Origin of the sequence: Leptospira dzoumogneensis, assembly GCF_004770895.1 — a bacterium.
Lineage (GTDB): Bacteria > Spirochaetota > Leptospiria > Leptospirales > Leptospiraceae > Leptospira_B > Leptospira_B dzoumogneensis.
Genome location: NZ_RQHS01000018.1, coordinates 185,466 through 206,470, shown reverse-complemented (window position 1 = coordinate 206,470; position 21,005 = coordinate 185,466). Strand labels below are relative to the sequence as shown.

General features: G+C 41.8%; 15 protein-coding genes. 7 read left to right on the top strand and 8 right to left on the bottom strand.

Features of this window, described 5'->3' with window-relative positions; genetic code table 11:
• Positions 1 to 172: 172 nt before the first annotated feature.
• Genes EHR06_RS11820 through EHR06_RS11805 form a run of 4 tightly spaced genes read left to right on the top strand, consistent with a single transcriptional unit; the run spans position 173 to position 8,552 of the window.
• On the top strand, positions 173 to 2,830 hold the full coding sequence (locus tag EHR06_RS11820; RefSeq protein ID WP_135757188.1) for an adenylate/guanylate cyclase domain-containing protein: 2,658 nt from the start codon (positions 173 to 175) through the stop codon (positions 2,828 to 2,830).
• Positions 2,814 to 4,931 carry a FecR family protein gene (locus EHR06_RS11815; protein ID WP_135757187.1) on the top strand — a complete coding sequence of 706 codons (2,118 nt, stop codon included), beginning with the start codon at positions 2,814 to 2,816 and terminating at the stop codon, positions 4,929 to 4,931. Before EHR06_RS11820 ends, EHR06_RS11815 begins: the two co-directional genes overlap by 17 nt.
• Entirely contained in the window at positions 4,921 to 6,108 is a 1,188-nt protein-coding gene (locus tag EHR06_RS11810) for an LIC11435 family protein (protein ID WP_135757186.1), read from the top strand. Before EHR06_RS11815 ends, EHR06_RS11810 begins: the two co-directional genes overlap by 11 nt.
• Positions 6,102 to 8,552 (top strand): right-handed parallel beta-helix repeat-containing protein, encoded by a 2,451-nt coding sequence (locus EHR06_RS11805; protein WP_135757185.1) that lies wholly within the window; start codon positions 6,102 to 6,104, stop codon positions 8,550 to 8,552. Before EHR06_RS11810 ends, EHR06_RS11805 begins: the two co-directional genes overlap by 7 nt.
• Before the next feature lie 15 nt (positions 8,553 to 8,567).
• On the opposite strand, the gene EHR06_RS11800 is transcribed toward EHR06_RS11805, so the two are convergent.
• From EHR06_RS11800 to EHR06_RS11775, 6 genes are all read right to left on the bottom strand, one after another.
• Entirely contained in the window at positions 8,568 to 9,254 is a 687-nt protein-coding gene (locus tag EHR06_RS11800; protein ID WP_135757184.1) for an Lcl domain-containing protein, read from the bottom strand.
• Between the two features lie 193 nt (positions 9,255 to 9,447).
• On the bottom strand, positions 9,448 to 11,310 hold the full coding sequence (locus tag EHR06_RS11795; protein ID WP_135757183.1) for an ABC-F family ATP-binding cassette domain-containing protein: 1,863 nt from the start codon (positions 11,308 to 11,310) through the stop codon (positions 9,448 to 9,450).
• 48 nt (positions 11,311 to 11,358) lie between these two features.
• The gene (locus tag EHR06_RS11790; RefSeq protein WP_135757182.1) at positions 11,359 to 13,590 is read right to left on the bottom strand and encodes a PAS domain-containing sensor histidine kinase; all 2,232 of its coding nucleotides are present in this window, start codon (positions 13,588 to 13,590) and stop codon (positions 11,359 to 11,361) included.
• A 43-nt stretch (positions 13,591 to 13,633) separates the two neighbouring features.
• Entirely contained in the window at positions 13,634 to 14,545 is a 912-nt protein-coding gene (locus EHR06_RS11785) for an alpha/beta fold hydrolase (protein ID WP_135757181.1), read from the bottom strand.
• Between the two features lie 7 nt (positions 14,546 to 14,552).
• Positions 14,553 to 15,026 carry a cyclic nucleotide-binding domain-containing protein gene (locus EHR06_RS11780; protein WP_135757180.1) on the bottom strand — a complete coding sequence of 158 codons (474 nt, stop codon included), beginning with the start codon at positions 15,024 to 15,026 and terminating at the stop codon, positions 14,553 to 14,555.
• A 49-nt stretch (positions 15,027 to 15,075) separates the two neighbouring features.
• On the bottom strand, positions 15,076 to 16,740 hold the full coding sequence (locus EHR06_RS11775) for a sensor histidine kinase (protein ID WP_135757179.1): 1,665 nt from the start codon (positions 16,738 to 16,740) through the stop codon (positions 15,076 to 15,078).
• A 175-nt stretch (positions 16,741 to 16,915) separates the two neighbouring features.
• Between EHR06_RS11775 and EHR06_RS11770 the strand changes: the two genes are divergently transcribed.
• Genes EHR06_RS11770 through EHR06_RS11760 form a run of 3 tightly spaced genes read left to right on the top strand, consistent with a single transcriptional unit; the run spans position 16,916 to position 19,434 of the window.
• Positions 16,916 to 18,145 (top strand): DUF445 domain-containing protein, encoded by a 1,230-nt coding sequence (locus tag EHR06_RS11770; RefSeq protein ID WP_135757178.1) that lies wholly within the window; start codon positions 16,916 to 16,918, stop codon positions 18,143 to 18,145.
• A 1-nt stretch (position 18,146) separates the two neighbouring features.
• Positions 18,147 to 18,446: a hypothetical protein gene (locus EHR06_RS11765; RefSeq protein ID WP_100706117.1), complete on the top strand. Its 300-nt coding sequence runs from the start codon at positions 18,147 to 18,149 to the stop codon at positions 18,444 to 18,446.
• Between the two features lie 10 nt (positions 18,447 to 18,456).
• On the top strand, positions 18,457 to 19,434 hold the full coding sequence (locus tag EHR06_RS11760; RefSeq protein ID WP_135757177.1) for an alpha/beta fold hydrolase: 978 nt from the start codon (positions 18,457 to 18,459) through the stop codon (positions 19,432 to 19,434).
• Here the strand turns inward: EHR06_RS11760 and pgsW are convergent.
• Together pgsW and pgsC are read right to left on the bottom strand one after the other, a co-directional pair.
• The gene (pgsW, locus tag EHR06_RS11755; RefSeq protein WP_244288592.1) at positions 19,431 to 20,534 is read right to left on the bottom strand and encodes a poly-gamma-glutamate system protein; all 1,104 of its coding nucleotides are present in this window, start codon (positions 20,532 to 20,534) and stop codon (positions 19,431 to 19,433) included. The genes EHR06_RS11760 and pgsW overlap by 4 nt on opposite strands.
• A 5-nt stretch (positions 20,535 to 20,539) precedes the next feature.
• Complete coding sequence (gene pgsC, locus EHR06_RS11750) at positions 20,540 to 21,004, bottom strand: poly-gamma-glutamate biosynthesis protein PgsC (RefSeq protein WP_135757175.1); 465 nt, start codon at positions 21,002 to 21,004, stop codon at positions 20,540 to 20,542.
• Between the last annotated feature and the right edge of the window lies 1 nt (position 21,005).

The following is a 21,005-nucleotide window of genomic DNA, read 5'->3' as shown; positions in this document are numbered from 1 at the left end:
AACTAAATAGGTATCCTAGATTGGGAAGAACACATTCGACTTGTTTTCAATATAGAATGCGGTTGTTCCGATAATTTAACGGAGGATTTCCGGAATCTACTTTCCGCTAGACGGATCGATTTTTTAGCTTTCTAAAAGAGAATTTTTATTCCGGAACTTCCCTAGGAACAAAATGCCATCATCTACAAAATACATTCCGTTCGGACCAAATGGTGCGGTCGCCTTCTGGGCCAGAGCAAATGATAAGGTCCAAAACCAGGACGAGTTAAGAGCCTGGGCAGATCTAGGGATCAAAACTGTAGTTTGTGTATTCTCGGAAAAAGGTTCTTCATTAATCACAGACTTGGAAGAAGTTCTGCATGCGGGAGAATGGAAACTATTCGCATTAGAAATTCCTCCCGGACCGGAAACAAACGAGTCAGTCTTCTACTCCGCTTGGAAATTAATTTCCGCAGCTGCAAAATCCAATATATTATTTTTAATCCCGGAAGAATTGGAAGAAAGATGGGAAGTGATACTTTCCAAAATGGTAATATCTTCCTATCCTCATATCGCCTCAGGCGAGTTAGGCGCTTGGTTCCCTAGTCTACTGGGAGAAGCGGAGGCGACATTTTTAGGAGAATTTAAAACCTATGCTTCCCGCAAAAAAGCTCCTAAAGAAATTCCGGACTCTACAAGAGGTGAATTTTCTCTTTTTCTAAAGGAACTTCCTTTGGCGGTTTCCGGAATCGAACTCGGAGTTTTCAAAAACGGTCATAAAGACTCCAACGGAAAGAAGAAGGTCCCGAAATTCCAAGAGGCGGAGAATTTCCGCAACTTGGAAAGTAAGCCTGTAATCTCTTTTGATACTGTATTCTCTGGAGATAAGCAGGAACCGGAAACTCCGGAACCTGCGGCAGAAGTTCCAAAAACTCCGGCAGTATCGGAAAAGAAGAATATTCCAAAAAAGGAATCCGCTCCTGCTCCTTCCGCGGATATGGGAGATTTGGCGACGACCGCAAAATTCCCTCTTCAGCTGAAACTAATGGCAGTGATCTCTTTATTGCTCACTGTCACAGTTTCCACAGTCATTTTATACGCATCCAGCGAGTTCAAAAAGAACTACGAAGTAAGAGTATTAGAGACTAACTTTTCTTTGGTGAATATTTTAGGGATCAAGGTAAAATCGGATCTAAAAGATATTCGTGATAAGGGTAAAACTCTTACGGAAAAACTTTTGGATCCTAAAGGTCCGGGAGCTTACGCGGATCTATTCTTCAGGAACGAACCTGATTTTCTTTTAGCGGGAATTTATTCCGCGGAAGGAGACAAACTTAAAAAAAGAACCGTTCTCTACAACGACTCTTACTTGGAAGGGATCTCTTCCAATAGAGAAGAATTGGATGCGGCAGTTTTTCAAAAGGAATCTTCTTTTTTAAAAACGATCCAATCAGGCGGAAGAATAGATAACCTAACGCCTAATTTTAAAGAACCTACTTTTTCCATTTCTGTATATGATTCTCAGAGTAAGTCCGTTCTACTTTATATCATCCGAGCAGAAAGGCTTCTCTCCGTATTCCAAAAACAAGATATTAACGTTCCGTTCCTGATCAATGGTGATGGAGATCTGATCGCACACCATGATCTTCAACTTCTTGCATCCCAAACAAATTGGGCGGACCTGCCTATTTTTGAAACGATGCTTTCTTCCGTAAGAGAGGACAGCCAACAGACAAGATACGAAGATTCTACTAAGACCAGATATTATGGTTCTTACCAAAAATTAGGTTTTGGCGGAGCAGGAGTAATCGTTTCCGTTCCGGAAGAAAAAGTTTTCGAGATGGTCTATAGGATCCAGACCAAAAACCTTCTTATCATGGCGATCGCACTTTGTATCGCGCTCATCATCGTATTCTTCTTAGCAAGAACCATTACCATTCCGGTATTAAAACTTTTGACCGCAACAGTGGAGATCGCGAAAGGAAATTTCAGGATAGGTATCAAGTCTTCCACAAGAGACGAGATCGGCGTTTTGACCGATTATTTCGTGAGCATGGGAAAAGGTCTGGAAGAAAGAGAGAAGGTAAAAGACGCACTCGGCCGTTTCGTAAACAAAGAGATCGCCGAAATGGTATTGAACAAGGAATTAACCCTTGGCGGGGAAAGAAAGATGTGTGCCATCTTCTTCTCGGATATTCGTTCCTTCACAGCTATATCGGAAAAACTGCAGCCGGAAGAAGTGGTTGAATTCTTGAACGAGTACATGACGGAGATGGTCCGATGTGTGAACGATACTCACGGTATCGTGGATAAATTTATCGGGGACGCGATCATGGCAACCTGGGGAGCGGTCCGCACTTCCGAACAAGACGCAGAAAATGCTGTGAACGGTGCACTTTTAATGAGAGCCGCTCTTATTAAATTTAACGAAGGAAGAGGCGGAGATAAAAAGCCGATCATCCGTATCGGTTGTGGTCTCAATTTTGGACCTGTGATCGCGGGTCAGATCGGTTCGGAAGAAAGATTGGAATATACTGTGATCGGTGACGCAGTGAACCTAGCCTCTCGTGTGGAAGCTTTGAACAAACCTTTCGGCACTGACATTTTGATCACACAAGATCTTCTGGATCATGTAAAAGATATTTTTGCGGTCGAAAAAATGCAATCTATCAAGGTAAAGGGAAAAGAAGAACCCCAAACCATTTACGCGGTCCTGGGAAGAAAAGACGATATGGACCGTCCGAGGGATCTGAATGATCTGAGAAAAAAACTCGGAATAGAATACGAATCTAAGAAAAAAACAAAAACAGGAGATGAAGAAGAGGAATTAAAGTATGAAATACTTGAATGACGGCAGAGTCGTCGTTACTGCTTTAGTTCTGCTCCTATTCTTTTTTTCGGGGTTATTATATCTATACGCCAACGCAGGCCCTAAAACGGGGACCAATAAGATAGTCGGCGAACTCAAAACGAAACAACTCAAAATATTAAGAAAACTTGATTCTGAAGTGATCTGGGAGGAATTGGACGAGTCTGATCCGATCCGATACAGGGACACGATCCGTACGGAAGAAGGTTCCGAAGCAGTATTACTTTTTACCGATGGAGACAATACCGCAGAGATCAGAATGGACGAAAGAAGTATGATCCTTGTGGAAGACACCGACAAGATCAGCTTCGTATCCGGTTCACTTTCCGCAACCGGAGGAGGATCAGGCAATTTGCAGATCAGTTCGGGAGATACTAAGATCTCTCTCGGAAATTCGGACTTAAAAATCTCAAAGGACGAGAATAATAAAGGTTTAAACCTGGAAGTAAAACAAGGAGAGGCTAAGGTAGTCTCCTCTTCCGGAGAGAATACAGTAGGTAAAAACCAATCCGCAGACTTAAAAGACGGAAAAGTAGAGGTCCATACATTAAATCTGGAAACAGTTTCTCCTCCGGACAAATCATATTTTCCTTTAGCGGGAGAATCACTTCCCGTTAGATTCGAATGGAAAAATTCTCCGAGTGTTAAAACATTCAGATTGGAAGTCGCGAAAGATTCAGGTTTCAGGACAGGTTTAAAAAAATTGAATGCAGGCGGAACAAACGCCTCCATCTCACTGCCTAACGGTTCTTATTATTGGAGACTCGCAGGTAAAAATCCTCAGTCGGGAAAAGACGAATTCAGTTCTTCTAAAAACCTTAAAATCCTTTCTTGGAATAAACCAAGACTGGTCTCCCCTACCAACAAAGAAACATTCTCCTATACAGAAACCGCTCCACCGGTCCGTTTCCAATGGAGTACATTCGATTCCCAGACAAAATATAAATTGGAAGTTTCTTCGGACTCGAATTTTAAACAAATCGTATATACAGGAGATTCTTCTTCCGGTTTCTTAAAATGGGAACCTAGATCGGAAGGACAATTTTTTGCCAGAGTCAAAATGAATTCGGATAAACAAGGATTCACCGAGCTGAGTTCGGATGCTGTCTCTTTTGTTTTACGTAAATCTGAACAGGCAGAACCTCCTAAACTTCTGAAACCTTTACAGGGAGAGGAGATAGGGATACGTGTATTCAAATCCGGCTCCTTCTTCAGTTGGAGTTCCAGCAAGGAATTCAAATCTTATTCCCTGGAAGTATCCGCCGATCCCGATCTCAAAAATATAGTTTTCTCGAAATCGACTAACTCCAATTTTGTGAAGCCGGATCTTGATTGGAAAGAAGGGACTTATTTCTGGAGAATTAAAGCGATTTCTAATGCTGAAGTAGAGATATTATCTTCTACAAATAAGTTCACTTTAAAACCTCTGGGTTCCATCCGGCTTTCCTTTCCTAAAGACGGATCCGAGTTAGGTCATCCAGTGGACGGCAAATTACAATTCAGATGGGACAGACCTGATCCAAGTGGAACTTATAAATTAGAAGTTTCTAAAGATCCTAATTTTGGTTCTAAGATATTCGAAACCTCGGTCCGTTCCGGACAGAACTCCGTGCCTCTCCAAGGTCCTGGGGACTATTATTGGAAAGTGACTCTACTTTCTCCGGAGGGAGAAGTTCTGACGAGCAGCCCTTCTTCCGGATTTAAGACCTCGGACTCTGCTCCTTTTATTTCGCCTGTATATCCGCGAGATAGAGATAAGATAGACCTGGATGAGAAACCAAGTTTGTCATTTTATTGGGAAATTGAAGGCAAATCTGAGGCGTACATTTTGGAGCTTTTAGAGGCAGACCAAAAAACCCTAAAAACGGTATTTAAAAAGGAAATAAAGGGAGAATCTTACGACTATCGAGAGTTGTATAAGTTAAGAGAAGGAAAATACCAGTGGAGACTGAGCGCAAAATACAGGGACAGCTCCGGGCAGATCCGCGTAACCCTTCCTTTGACCAGGGATTTCGAAGTAATCATGTCCGCTACTTTTAAAGCACCGGAGATTTTGACTCCTAAGGAATTCTATGTTGAGTAAAAGATCCCGAAAATCTACTACGATTGCGGTCCTTTTAGTCGGATCCCTTTTATTCTCTCTTCCTATTTCCGCTAAGGAAGAAGGAGTAAAATTGGAATGGAAACCTATTCCTGACGCAGGCGGTTATCAAGTAGAGATCAAAGATTCCCGTGGAAAGATCACCAGGGAAAAAACGAACGCTTCTCAGATACAGATAGAATTACCCCCCGGTGCGTACGAACATAGAATTGGTGTATTAAATAAATACGGTAGAGTTTCCGTATTCTCCGCTTGGATCCCGTTCGAAGTGATCCTTTCCCAAAAACCCGAAGTGATCGCCGCCGAAAAAAGTAAGTTCTTAAGTAAGGACATGCCTGAAACTTTCGAGATCAAGGGTAAACATTTTACGGATGCCACAAAAGTAATATTAAAAGATTCTAAAGGAAATGAGATCCCGGTTAAGTCTATCGATCTCAAAAATTCCGAAACTATGGTAGTTACCATAGATAAGAAGAAGTCTCCGGAAGGAGCAGTTACCTTACGTTTGGAAAATCCGCGGAACAAGTCCACAGAAAGGGAAAATTATTTCTTAGTCGCGGACACGGAAGATGAGTTAGCCGCTTTAGAATCCAAGTCCTCTTATTCTGGATCCTCAGGGCCTTCTATCTTTGATTTGGGAGCTGCCGCAAGATCCGCAGTCCTCCCAGGATGGGGACAATATTACCAAAAGAAGTCCACATTTAGAACTGCAATCTTTCCAAGTTTGGTTTTAGTCGCAGGTGGTTATGCTGCGGTAAGAGGAAGTTCCTATTTAAGCGCCACTCATGAGTTAGATACGGCCAGACAGAGTAATATTTTATACAACGCCGCATTCTTACAATCAGGGAACCCTGCACTATTCAATCTTGCATTATACAATTATACTCAGATCTCTCCTAAATATTCTCATGCTGTGGGAGAATACAACCAGTTAGGAGTGGCATTAGGAGTATTAGGATTCTTTTATCTAATCAATGTGATCGACGCAGGATTTTTCCCGGGGCCTAAACAAGTAAAGGTAGAAGGAACCGATACTCCGGTATCAGTCTCGCCAATCCTCAGAAATGCAAGAGAGTCCGACAGAGCGGCAACTTATGCTTCCGGCAGTTCTTATCTTCTACAGCAAAGAATGGAATTAGGAGTGGAATTCGCATGGTAACTCTAAAGAATTTTCTCCCCAAATTATATTCCATTTTTCTGATCGTATTCACCTTGAGCACGATGGGTTGTTATACACGTCCTAAAAAATCGGGCATTTTAGATTTTATGAATATATCTAATTTTGTGTCCTATTTGACAGGAACCGCCTTCCCTTTGAATGTTCAGGTAAACGGCCTCACTAACTCAGGTGTTTTGGTGGTGGAATTAGGAAGCACAGGAGAACAACTTACATTCTCAGCGGCAGGGACCGATTCTTTCGCAGGATATTACGATCCGAATATTATTTATACCTTAAGCATTATTACTCAACCTGCTACTCTTCCTACCCAGACTTGTATTATAAGTAACCCGAATCTCAATCTTACTTTTTCAAACACCACATTCGTAATAAATTGTGCGGAGAACTGGTATAAGGCGAATGTTTCCGTTACGGGAATAGACAGCACAAACACTACTAATTTAGAAATTTATAATAATGGAACGGACCTAAAAACGACTTCCGCCAATGGAACCGTGAGTTTTGATGTGGGGGACGGTTTAGCTTACGATATTACTATCGGAACGGTCCCTACGGTTCCTTCTACCCATATCTGCCAGGTTGTTACTTCTCCGGCAAACGGGACAATCAGCGGTGCGGATGTAAATCTACAGATCAGTTGTTTGAGCCTGATGAAAACAAGTGTGCCTGCAGCAGGTTCTTTTTTCCCCGCCACTAAGGCCATGAATTTTACGTTCTCAGGTCCTGTGACCGGCTGTTCGTTGGATGCAACTGCAGGAGGTCCTCCTTATTCCGCCGGAACGGCCAGTGGAAGTCCCGGTATAACTTACATCGGGAATACTGCAAGGGTCGCTCCTACTACTCTTCCTTGGTCCTTCGGCGCGCTGACCTTCCCTCTTAACGTTGTATTCATACTTACAGGTTGTAAGGATGCGGTGGCACTTGCAAATAATGGAGCAACCATATCTCTAAACGTTAAAATGATGGAAGGTGATGTTTTCTTTGTAAGCGATACTTCCGGTAACGATAGTAATAGTTGTACAGATCCGACTGATTCTTGTAAGACCATCCAAACTGGGGTCAATCAATGTTCTTCTACAAGCGTTTGTTCCGTGTTCGTAGAAGGCGGAAACTATATCATTTCAGGATCAGTATCTCCGATTTCCTTAACCTCGTCCGGAGGAGTCCGGCTTGTGGGAAGTTTTGATCCCACATTTTCTATCCAGGATCTGACAGGCACTCCTACTAGGATCTTAGATAACCGAACCGTAGCACAATGTTCCGGAATAGTTTTAAGCTCTAATGAATGTGCTCCGATCACAATCACAGCAAGTGGTATGGGCGGGGATTCCACGAAAGCACATGTAATCCAAGGGTTTAGTATATTTGCAGACGAATCGAAACCTAACGCATTCGCTATTCGGATCCTAAATGGAGATTCGAATAGTTATGTGTATCTCTATGGAAATTATATTTCAGGGGGAGAAGGAGGACTCGGAGTCGAGAATTCCACTGGAACACGAGGAGGGATCTACCTGCTTAGCTCCAGTTCTAATAACCAAATAGACACGAATGTGATCAAGGGCGGCTTCGGCGCGTTAAATTCTTCAGCGGTTTACAGCTATAATTCTAACGCCTATCTGCTTCGAAATAGGATCAGCGGAGATAAAGCTGCGAACGATTCCCATTCAGTATGGATCGTGAATTTTGTAGATACATTAGTGGCAATAATAAATAATACGATGAATTTCCGCCCATATTCGGATGCTGCCGTAACTTCTAAGTTTGCTTATGGGATCCGTGCCGAAGAGAATGCAACAGCCCTGACTAAATTCTATATAGCGGGAAACACGATCTTTGCCAACGGAGCTACTGTAGGTTCGAATTACGGACTATATATGACCGGAGCAGCGACTAATGCGCAGATGGATAATAACTTGATTATGGCTCAAGGTTCAAACGGAGTATGCGCTAATTTTACGAATGATCCTTCCACTGTAGCAACATTCAGAGGAAATAATCTAACCTGCAGCTCCGGCACGATGGTGCATTCTGTTTCAACAAATTTTAATTTACTATGTACTGGAGTATTTACCAACGCTGGATTATGCGTATTAGCGGTACTCAGCGATAAGTTCATGAACGACGGTTTTTCTACTACCAGATCGGATCAAAACTTTACATTTACTCCTTCTCTCGCGGGATATCCCGCGCTTCAACCTTGGTTGTCTCTCAACCTTGCAGCAGGTGGGCCATGTAGTATAGCTTTCGGTGGAGTAGAAACATCCGCATATTTAAACAGTTTCGATCCGGCTTATAAACTGGATGCAGTTATTGCCGCTCCAGTAACTAGAACGACATCTTCAGGTGGAACTACTCCGTCAGGCTCCGCAGGTTATTCTATCGGAGCCTTTGAGTTAGATGATGCTGGTTGCGCACCTTAAATCGATCTAGAACAATTATAATTTAGCTACACAAATCAAACTGGCAAGACCGGTAGAATCCGCAACGGCTACATAACGCTGAGCTACCGTTCCGCTTGTATAAGTATGAATGATCTTATCAGTAGTTTGGGTTGAAGTCCAAACAACGCCGAGCCTTTTTAAGGATTCTTTCGTTCCGAATGGAGTTAAAGAAAACGGACTTGTTGAAATATATAAAGTATCTAACTGAATTGCATCCGGTAAGAACCAGTCAGTATGACCGGCAAAATTTAAATTTTCACAAAATGTAACCGCCTGAGCTTGCGTAATATCCCTATCTGCAGTAACCACTCCTCCCGCATTACAATTCGAAGTAACGTAATCGTACAGAAGGATGGTACCGGCAGGCTTGTAAGCAGTGCAAAGGGTCCATAAAAAATGGTTTTGGGTATCAGTGACTGTTCCATCATCATTATCCACTAAAGAAGCTGATCCGCAGTTATTACCACCTGCGGCATTTATAAAATCAGAAATACTAGCGGGCGATTGATTGGTCGTAGTTGTATAAGGAACAGGATTCGCAACCGTCTGACCGCAATGAAATGAACTACCTGGTCCTCCTGCTAACAATAATAGTAAACCGCTTAGATCTTGTTTGGAATCGCTGCCGCAATTCGTTAATGTAATATAAGAAAATAGGAATAGCAATGTCAGACGTTTCATAGGAAGGAAGATGCTCCTAGTTCTTTTTCCGTCAAGCATCGAGCGACACTAAGGAACAAAAATCATGGATTTAGGAATATTCTGCAGCAAAAACTAATCACTTTGGATTAGTTCGTTTAACACTGTTTAATAGGACTGAAAATGTGAATCTATGTAAAGGACCCAACTGAGTCTTGTTAGATTAGAGCAAATTCTATTCTTTAGAAGCAAGCTCTTCCCATTCAGTGACCTTCTTCTGTAACTCTTCTTGCAGATTGCTCAGTCGTTCTCCCGATTTTCTGGAGAGTTCCGGATCTGTTGACTGCAGATTTTGGACCAGTTCCTTCTCCTCCGTTTCTAAAGAAAGTATCTCCTTTTCCAAGATCTCCAATTTTCTTTTGTCTTGGTAGCTTAGGCCCTTCTTCTTATTGTCCGATTGTTTTTCAGTCGGCTTGGGAGAGTTTGTCTTGGTTTCTTTTTCTTCGTATTCTCTGTATTCCAGATATTCCGAATAGTTTCCAGGGAATCTGTCTATCTTCCCTTCCCCTTTAAACACAAATAGATAATCGGTGACACGGTCCATGAAGTAACGATCGTGAGAAACTACGAGCACCACTCCGGGAAAATCGTCCAAAAATTCTTCGAGCACGGAGAGAGTCGGAATATCCAGATCGTTTGTGGGCTCATCCAAAACTAAAAAGTTCGGGTTTCTCATTAGAAGCAGGATTAGATAAAGTCTTTTCTTCTCACCGCCGGATAACCTTTCTATCTTAGTCTGCTGTAATTGGGGAGGAAATAAAAACCTTTCCAGAAACTGAGAAGCGGTCCAAGAACTTCCGTCGTTCATCTTGATCGTAGGCGCGATCTCTTCTTTTACATATTCCAATACTTTTTTGGGACCGGGGAGTTCTTTTCCAAGCTGATCGAAATATCCGAAACTCGTATTCAATCCCGCCGCCACATCCCCGGAGTCCGTCTTTTCTCTCCCGGTAATCAGATTCAAAAGTGTGGTCTTTCCAGCACCGTTAGGTCCTACGATCCCTATACGCTCTTTACTTTTGAATACGTAGGAAAATCCGGAGATCAGCTCCATCTTGGGATAGGATTTTTTAATATTCTTTAATTCTAATATTTTACCGCCAAGCCTTCTTCCTGAAACTGAAATATCCAGGACTATATCTTTGCCCGCTTTTTTCCTTTCCATTACCTCGATCACACGATCCGTTCTGGCCTTCTGCTTAGTACCTCTGGCCTTAGGCTGGCGTTTCAACCATTCTAGTTCCGTTCTAAGAAAAGATTTTCGTTTTGCTTCTTCCTTCTCTTCGATCACCTGCATCTCTACTTTTTTTTCCAGGTAAAGATCGTAATTCCCGGGATAGATCCTGAAATTCCCTCTATCTATTTCCAAGATACGGTTAGCGATCTCTTCTAAAAAATATCTATCGTGTGTAACTAGTAAGACCGCTTTGTCAGTACTTTTTAAGAAGTCCTGCAGCCAAAGGATCGCATCTATATCCAGGTGGTTGGTAGGTTCGTCTAAAACTAAAAAATTAGACTCGTCCGTTAGTGCCTGTGCGAGAGAGACTTTTTTAGCCATTCCCCCGGAGAGTTCCCCCATTTTTCTGGAAAGGTCAGGTATATTCAGTTCTCTTAATATATTTTTGAGTTTGGATTCAAGTTCCCATGCTTGTTTAGAATCCATTTCCTCCATTGCGGCATGGTATTCTTTTTCGGCCTCTTCTCCTCCTTTTTCCAGTTCGATACATGCTTTTTCGTATCTTCTGACCGTATCTAAAAGAATTCCAGAACCTGAAAGTATATGTTCTAATACCGTTTTATTCGGATCGAATTCGGGGAATTGGGATAAGAATGAAATTTTAAGTTCTCTGTTTCGGACTACTTTGCCGGTATCAGGCTCTTCTATTCCGAGTAAGATCCTGAGTAATGTGGATTTTCCGGATCCGTTGATCCCGAGCAGGCCTGTTTTTTCTCCCTCGTCTATCCCAAAGCTCAAACCTTGGAAGAGTTGTTTTTCGCCGATGGATTTACCGACCTTATCAATGGAGATTAGATTCATCGCTTCCAGCCTTTTTAAAACCGGATGAGAAGCAATTCTTTTAAGAGACTATTTAGGGATAGGAAGTTCTATTTTGTACCTGGTGCCTATATCTACAGTTTCCAGTCCCCATTTTGCTTTCAGCTTATCCAATAACATCCCTACCAATTGTAATCCCAATCCTTCCGAATTTCTAACATCCACTGTTTTAGGAAGTCCTACTCCATTATCTCCGATAGAAATAGAAAGCCCATTTTCCTTTTTGGCAATGGAGATGAATATCTCTCCATTTTGGTTCCCTGGAAATGCGTATTTTAAGGAATTTGAAACTAGTTCATTGAATACCAATGCAAGAGGGATCGCAAAATCCAAATTTAAACGTATGTCCTGGGATTCTATAGAATAATTCACTCTTTTGTTCGCACCGAACGACTGGACAAGTGCTACCAGTAAATTGTTTAGATATTCCGTGAAATCCGCATCTGCGATCGTATCGTTTTGATAAAGTTCCTTGTGAACTAGAGCCATGGATTGGATCCTTCTCTCACATTCTTTTAGAATAGAAACTAGTTTCGGATCATCCGTAAAATCGGTCTGCAAACTCAAAAGGCTGGAAACCACTTGCAGATTGTTTTTTACCCTATGATGGATCTCCTTCAACATCACTTCTTTTTCGTCCAAGGATTTTCTTAAGGTTTCTTCGTATTGGTATCTATCGGTAACATCCCGGATGATCTGGGTAGCACCTATCATATTATGGCTTTCATCGCGGATAGAACTGTAATTGATCTCTAACACGATAGAATCTTTAACTAAGCCTGAAATTTTTCTTTCCATTCTAAAAACTTCACCCGTTAAAGCGCGGCTCCAATTTCGGATAATTCTTTCTCTTTCTTCCGGATTATCGATCGAGATATCCCAGATCGTTTGGCCTACAGTGATCCTTTTTCCATATAGTTTCCAGACCATAAGTTCAAATGCAGTATTGCAGGAAATAATTCTTAGATCCATGTCCACCGCACAGATGGAATCCTTCACACCTTCTATAATTGCCTGCAGTCTATCGTTCGTTTGTAAGATCTTTTTTCTGAGTTCGCCTAACTCAAGTTCCGCTTTTTTTCTTTCGGTGATATCTCTTACGATCACCTGCATGAGTTTCTGTCCTCTTTGCTCGAACGCCACTCCGGAAACTTCGACGGAGATCTCCGTTCCGTCTTTACGGATAAATTTTTCCTCAATCGGTTCCAATGGTTCCGATTGCAGCATCGCTTTAAGAACTCTTTCTCCAACGACCTGTCTGGATTCAGGGTGGATAAAATCTATGATCGGTTTTCCTTCTACTTCTTCCACAGTTTCGTAACCGAGCATCTTGAGACCGGTCTGGTTGATATAGATTACTTTCCCGTCTGCGTGTAAGCCTATCGCATCCGGCGAGACCTCCACTAATTTTCTGTATTTCTCTTCGCTGGCGAGAAGTGCAGTTTCCCAAACCGTCCTAAGGGTTACGTCTTTTAGAAATATTACGACTTCTTTAATTGCCCCTTCCTTGGATAAGGGAGCGAATGAAACTTCAAGTTCCGAGTTGGGTTGGACGGGGAATAGTTTAGAAAAATGCCATTTGACCTTTGCGCCTGAAAATGCCTTGTTTAGCTGTGCCTGGAAAATTTCCTTATGAGTCTCCGAGATCAAAGATAAGATCTTAGAATCGGGAAGTAACTCTATCCCGAATTGTCTTCTGACCTCCGATCTTCCGGAAGAATTTACATATTGTATTTTTCCTGCTTGGTTTACCCGGATCACCCATTCTTCAGTACTATCCAAAAGAATATTCGTATAGGAAAGCTGGTCCTGTAGAATTATTTCACTTTTTCTTAATGGAGTAAGATCCTGGATGGAACCGTAGATTTGGACTACTCGCTTTTTGACGGGATCCCAAATCGGATGGGCATGGTCTCTTAACCAACGGATCTGTCCATCGGGACCATAAGTCCTATATTCGTCCGCTCTGGATGCTCCGGATAATAAGGATCTTACTCTTTGTTTGACCAGATCGAGGTCATCAGGATGAAAATATTTCGGATCTGCAGCAGGCCAAGGATTACTCAAATCGTCTATCGTGATCCCGCAAAATTTCAGGAATCCTTCGTTTGCCCAGCTTAATATTAGATTTCCATTATCTAATACGTCTATCCGGTATAGATAGTCGTTAAATACTTCGGGTGCGAGGGCGCGGATCTCTTTTTCTATTTTTTTTCGAAGATTCCGATTTTGAAACCATTTTAGAAGTTTGGCAAGAGCCATCGCAACTCCGAACAACTCCAAGAAAACTAAGTTTTCTTGGAGCTTACTTCACTAAAAATTCTTTATAAGTATTCGCTACTTCTTCCGGTCTTTCCAGCATGGGAACATGGCCCATATCTTTCAAGATCACCTTTTTAGATCCTTTGATCCCTTTCTCTAATACCGCAGCTCCGGAGACACTCAATACTCTATCAGTATCTCCCCAAAGGATCAGGGTTCTCGCTTGGATCTTATTCATATTTTCCTGCAAAGGAAATCCAGTAGATCGGATCTGTTTGAATATATATTTATTAAATTCGGAATTTTTAATCGCTTTTTCCGCGAAATAAGAAGCTAAAAAAGAAGGGATCGGAGGAGGAGTTACGAAAATGAATTTCATCAATTCCTGGAATTCTTCTGCATTAGTCGCAACTAAGTTGTTCTTTCCCTTTTCCAAATTTTTGGATAACTCGCTTTTTTCGGGACTATTCACACCGGAAGGAGCGAATAGTCCTAGGGACAATATCTTTTGCGGATAAGTTGCCGCATACACTCCGGAGATCGCTCCTCCCATGGAGTTTCCTACGATATGGAATTTTTCCCAGCCAAGCTTAGTAACGAACTCATCCAGCCGTTTTACTTGCTGGGCAATATTATAATCCTGATCTGCGATTCTATCATTCTCCCCAAAACCGGGAAGATCCACCGCTACTACGGTATATGCAGGCGTAAGCCATTTGGAGAATCTAGTCCAATTGTCTTTGTCACCGCCGAATCCATGGACCATTAGGATCTTTTCGCTGCCTTGGCCACCCTCTAAGTATACCCAGTTCCAAGGTTCTAACTTGGTTTGTTTTTTTTCCAGGCCGGCCTTCCATCTTTCATAACCGATGCCTGTTTTGACCAGGGTCTCAGAACAAGAGACCAGCGCGAAAAAAATAAGTAGAAGGTAGATTGGGAAAAATTTGCGGTTCATAGTCCGATCACGAATAACGTTTTTTTAATTCTCTAGCGTAAGCTAAGTCATGAGTCAAAAGTCTCATTCTTTTCACCAGATAATTGGTGATCCCTTTATAAAACTTAAGAGCGAGTTCCTTATCTCCATCCAAGATATGCTGTAGATGATCGAAAGGAATTTCCAAAAGTTCGCAACGTTCCATTGCTTCTACCGTTCCTGCTCTTTTTCCCTGATCCAAAAATGGGAATTCTCCGAAATGATCGCCGGTAGCAATCGTAGTTACGTTTACATCGTCACCCTTTTCGGTAGAGGTCAAAATTTTTAGAGTTCCGTACATTACCACGTAGAACGCTTTTGCATCGTTTCCTTCTTGGTAAACTGCGTCCCCTTGTTCGAGCACCTTGTATTTAGTCTTCTCAGCTATTCTAGCCAATTCATCCATAGAGAAGCTGGAAAATAAATAGATCTGGTGTAGGATTTCTTCTGTAGTGTGTTGCATGTGTTCCTTACCAAAGACCGAGTATTAAGCCTAGAAAAAAACCATCAAGCTACTTTCCTGGATTCCGGTCCGGAATTCTAAGACGAAAAACAACTCCATTTTCCGAAGTAAATTCTGAGTTCGCCTTAAGCTGCCTGGACAAGATCTCGATGAGCTGGATGCCTATGGTCCCGGAGCCGTTTTGATTTTCTTTTCGAAATCCTATCCCGTCGTCTGAGTATGAGAAGATGATATTCGGTTCTTCTCTATAGATCCTGACTTGTATTTTTCCGGAACGATCCTCCGGAAAAGCGTATTTTAACGAGTTGGTAAGAAGTTCATTTAAGATCAGTCCTAGAGGGATCGCTCTTTCAATGCTCACCTCTAAGGAGCTTAGATCCAATTGGAGTTGGATGCGGGGAAGTCCTCCATAAGCACGGATCAGGTTGGAAGAAACTGTGGTAAAATAATTTTCCAGGTCGACTGCCGCGAAATTTTCGGATCTATACAATTCGGCATGAACGAATCCCATGGACTTGACCCGGTTCTCACATTCCTGCAAGATCCTTTTTAAGTTCGGATCTTCCGTATTCTCATATTGTAAGCCCAGAAGGCTGGATACGACTTGTAGATTATTTTTGACCCGATGATGGATTTCTTGGAGCATAGCCTCCTTTTCTTTTAAAGATCTCTCCAATGTCCTTGTCATAGAATTTCTTTCGGTCACGTCCCTTACGATCCCCATATAACGAGACTCGTCTATCCGAACCGCATTCACATCCGCTTCTATAATTCTCCCCGACTTACTTTTGAACCTTCTATTTAAAATTACGGGTTTACCGATCTCTAATATTGGGATCCGATTTACCGCGTCTGCAAAACTATCCTCATCCAGAATATCCTTTAATGTGAATGTTTTGAGTTCTTCTTTGGTATATTCCAAAAGTTCGGATAATCTTCTGTTCACTTCCAAAATTTTAGTTTCAAAATCCGTAATGATGATGGAATCGGAGGCGCTTTCCACTAAGGAACGATACCTTCTTTCACTTTCTTCCAAAGAAGAAATGGCTCTCACTCTTTCAGTGACATCGTATAGAATGGAGAATAAAACCCTTTTGCCTCCGAACTGCAGAGGCCCGCTATAGACTTCCATCTCACGGATCTCTCCGCTTTTTAATTTATGTTGGAAGCGGAAATATTGCCTGGCCTCGAACGCGGCCTGTTTCATCTCTTCGAAAATTTGTTCTTTTGTGAAGATATTAATATCCGTGATCTTCATCCGTAAGAGTTCTTCTTGGCTGTATCCGTAAAATTGGCTCGCTGCCTGATTCGCGTATAAAATATCTCCCGAGTCCGGATCTAAGATCCATTTGATCGCTTGGTTGGTCTCGAAAATTTGTCGGAACGGTCTGTCGCTGGATAAGAACTCCTTCCAAAAGGAATTTTCGATCAGAAAATCGGAACCTTCTTCCATCGGTTCCATCCTGATCCAAAATATCCCATGAGTAAGCGTCCAAGTCGCGACGATCCCGATATTCCCAGGGAATGAAATAGGGCTTTTTTCAGGCTGCCAAGAAAGGACAGCGCTTCCCTTCTCCCCTTGGATCTTCTCCGTTCCATGTAAAAAATAAGAGAGAGGGTTTTGTCTCCAGGATTCCAAAGGCAGATTGGTCTCAAGGATCAATCCGGAAGGATCCATTAGAATACACCAATATGGAAAGAATGAGGACTTCATATTTAAAAACTGGAGAGGTCTATTCCCGGGTTTTATTCGACTCTGAAAAATCTTTTTTCAAAACCCAGAGTTCAGATCCGAAAAACGAACGGAAAAATAACTTGCAGTGCGCTGGGTCGAAAAGGACTTTGCAATAGAACCGAATAGTATAGCGCACGCTACAGGAATTGAAAATATGGATCTGTCCTTCTTCAGTCAAAACAAAGAATTGATCGGGATCATTATGATGCCCTTCACCTACGGATTCGTGGGTTGGTTTACCAACGTGGTAGCCTTAAAAATGACATTTTATCCCCTCGAATTTGTGGGAATTCCTCCTTATCTAGGATGGCAGGGGATCGTTCCGAAGAAGGCCCAGAAATTGGCCCTTAAATCCGTGAATATCATGACAGAGAGGCTCATCAAGGTAGAGGACTTTTTCTCCAAAGTGGATCCGGATCAATTGGAGACCGAGTTCCAACCTGTTCTAAATGATCTGATCCCTTCTGCCACTCATGAGATCGTTCATCATATCAATCCGATCTTAAGAAAACATTTAGAGAACGGACATGGAGAAGAGATCGTAAGAGCGGTACAAGAAAAATGCGCTCATACGGTAAAAAATATCATGACCCAGGTGAAGGAGAATGTATCCTCCGTTTTCAATTTCAGGTCACTGGTATTACGTAAACTCACAGGTCCGAATGTAGAAAGGATCGTAAACATATTCGAAGAAGTCGGTTCTAAAGAATTCAAATTTATAGAACATTGCGGCTGGGCTTTAGGTGGAGTGCTCGGGATCTTACAGGCAATCCTTTGGAATTATCTTCCTATTTGGTGGACTCTTCCTATCCAAGGGATCATCGTAGGATATATTACGAATTGGGTGGCACTCACTATGATCTTCCGCCCTCTTTATGAAAAAAGAGTGGGACCGATCAAATACAGAGGACTATTCATCGCAAGACAGGAAGAAGTTTCTAAAAAATATTCTAACGTATTCGCGACACAAGTCCTTACCGCAAGAAACGTATTAGAAGAGATCTTATACAAAAGAGCCGCAAGAACTCTTGTAGAAACCATCCAAGTAGAGACTGAATCCGCCGCTTCTCGTTTGAACTTAGCCGGGCAGCTAGATGAGGAGAATAAGGGAGAAGATTCCGATTTCGAAAATACCAAAAAAGAAGTCATCCGCAAAGTAAGCGATTCTTTGGCAGGAAGTTCCACTAAACTCGAAACTTATATGGGAAGAGCGATGAGCATAGAAAATAATATGTTCAAACGTATGAAGGATCTCCCACCGGAAGAATTCGAACCTATTTTAAGATCCGCTTTCCAAGAGGATGAGTATGTTCTCATACTGATCGGTTCCGTTCTTGGAGCAATCGTAGGTCTTGTGCAAGGGATCTATATGATCGCGGTGTAATATGGATCTGATCAAGGTTACTGAATCTGATCCGGAATCTTTCCTCCGGAAATTAACAAAAGCAATCTCCGGAGGAGAATTAGGTGCGGTCACAAAATTCGATCTGAAAGAAGACGATTTTTGTATCAAATTTTCCGGATTAGGTGAATCCAGGATCTGGTTCAAACTACAAAGAGAAGGAGAAGGATTCTCCGCAGTCAAAAAAAGGGAAAAGATTGCTTTACTACATTTAGCATTCAGATCAGAAATGGAAAAAAATTTGGAGAATATTCTGATCCGCTTAGGAGCAGAAGTTTCCTAAACATTTCAGAATGTTACAATTCGGTTCGGATTCCAAAATAGCAACTCTACCTTCCGGAATCCGAATCGCCTATCGGATCTTTCCAGGTAAATCCAAGGTCCCTCTTTTCTGTGTTCACGGTTTAACCGGAAATCTAAAAAACTTCGAACCGATCGCCCAAGGTCTTTCTAAAAAAGGGATCACAGTAATCGTATACGATCTGCGAGGCAGAGGGAATTCGGACAAACCTAAAGAAGAATATTCAGCCAGAGTCCATGCACAAGACCTGAAAGAACTCTCCACTATATTAGGATATTCTAAAATATCTATACTTTCCCACTCATTGGGTGCCTGGATCACTCTTAGATTTGCGGAAAAATTCCCCAGTTTCTTAGAAAAAGCGGTGCTGATAGACGGAGGCGGGGAACTTTCCATCAAACGTAAAATTTCCAATCTGCTTATGATCCAAGGTTCTTTGGCTCGTCTGGGTAGAAGGATCCCTAGCAAGGAAATATACCTGCAAGAAGCTAAAAAGTCTCCATTACTTTCCGTTTGGAATACGAATATTCAAAATTTCTTATTATATGAATTGGAACCGATCGGAACTTTATCTCCGTCTCTAATGCCTGGAGATACTTTTTATGGACCGGTTCTTTGTTCCATTCCCCCATTTGTGATCGATTCAGAATTAAAAAATATGGGTGGAGCAATGAGGCCTGCAGGTATTATAGCGAGGCTTTTCAAAGATCCTAAGGATTTTTTCAAAACTGTCCAAGAAAATAAGGTAATGCCTTATTCCGCATTACGCTGCCCGGTTCTTGTGATCCGCGCTCTAAAACCGAACTTTAAACCGGGGGATGAACTTTTACCTTCTAGCGCTATGGACAAGATGAAAGAGAAGATCCAAACTTTGAAAGTTTACGAATTAGCGGATAAAAACCATTATGAATCCGTATTATTGGAAGATAAGGAAAGAGACCAGGAAATATTCAAATTTCTGAGATCTTAAAGAGATTCGTCTCTATCTTCTTCTATAAAAGAATCTCTTTTAAAAAATACATACAATAAAACTAATATTCCAACTAAAACTGACGTCCCCAAACGAAGATCATATTCGGATCTTCTGAAAATTTTGCCTTCTCCAATTTCCGGAAGTTTTTTAGGTTGGATGGTAAATCCGTTTTGGATGGCAAGTTCTTCTACTCGAACCAAATGAATGACTGGAATTCCTTCATTTGCAAAACGCCTCATGACTGAATCTCTTCCATCACGAATGACTGGATGTTTTAGATTTAGACCGGGAGAAAATTCTCCTGCATTCTTCTTAGTTCCTACAGAAACAGTTCCCCCACCGACATTGATATAAACTTTGTATCCGGAAAGAGGGATTGTGGCGGAATACAGACCTATTCTTTCTTCCAGACTTTCCGAGTAATTTTTGGAATGTAACATTGGGAGAGAGTTTTTAGAAGCGGAATTTTGTAGAAGCTTCGACCCTTTTTCAGAGATCCCGAATGCCTGGTCTTCTATTCCTCCCCAACTATAGGCCAAGGACTTATAGGGAAAAATTCCCCGAGAGTAGAGCCATATCTCCATATCCGGCCATAAAAATTCAGGATCGTTCGCTCCCCATTGGGAAGAAGTCAAACTGGAGATGATCACAAGTTTTAGTTCCAGAACTTTTGCGGCAGAATACACCGCAATATTCAATGCGGGAAAAGAACCGGAAAGAGAAACTGCAACAGTATCCCCTTTTTGGACCCCGGCTTGGATTAAATATTCCAGAATCAATGCACCAAAATTCGGATTGATAGAAGTTTGTTTTGCTCTAAGAGAACCTAAATTACTTGTAACTGGCGTAAAAAATTCGCCGATCAATCCCGAACCGGAAGGATCAAATTTCAGATCTATCTTTTTACCCTTGGATTCTTTATAATGTTTAATTTCTTCGAATACTTTTGCAGTGAGTTTGGCGGCTTCTATTTTTTCCGAAAAATTCGGCTGAATTTTTTCAGAATGAAAATGTTCCACCATATACATTCCAAAAATGGAAAATACCGCTAAAACCAGATAATATAGAACGGATTTGTTAGAAGATTTCCAATACATCCCCTTCAAGGCAATAACTCCTTTCCGAGAAATAGGATTAGTATCAAACGGACGATCACGGAAGCAGTGAGTAAAGATGCAAGAGTCTCCAGCCAGCCTTGTCTATCCATCCAGACCGCGATAAGCCCGGGAATGATATGACCAACTGCCCTTACTTCCGAATCAAAATGGATCATTTCTTTAAAAATACCGGGAAATATCCATTCGTTCCCTATCGCATCCAATACGAATCCAAGAAGTAATAGGATCGCAGTCCTTCTTTTTCCGTATAATATTACAAATTTTGAAATTATCTTTCCTAAACCGAAAACACATAGGCTCACCGATAATGTAAGAAGAATACTGATCGGGTTCTGGAGCTGCAATGCAAAATAACCCGGAACCACAAGCCCGCCTGCTATCCCGAAAAATTCGGAAAAGAATAAACTGATCCCAAGTCCTAATCCTATGGAAATACTCAATAAGTCCATA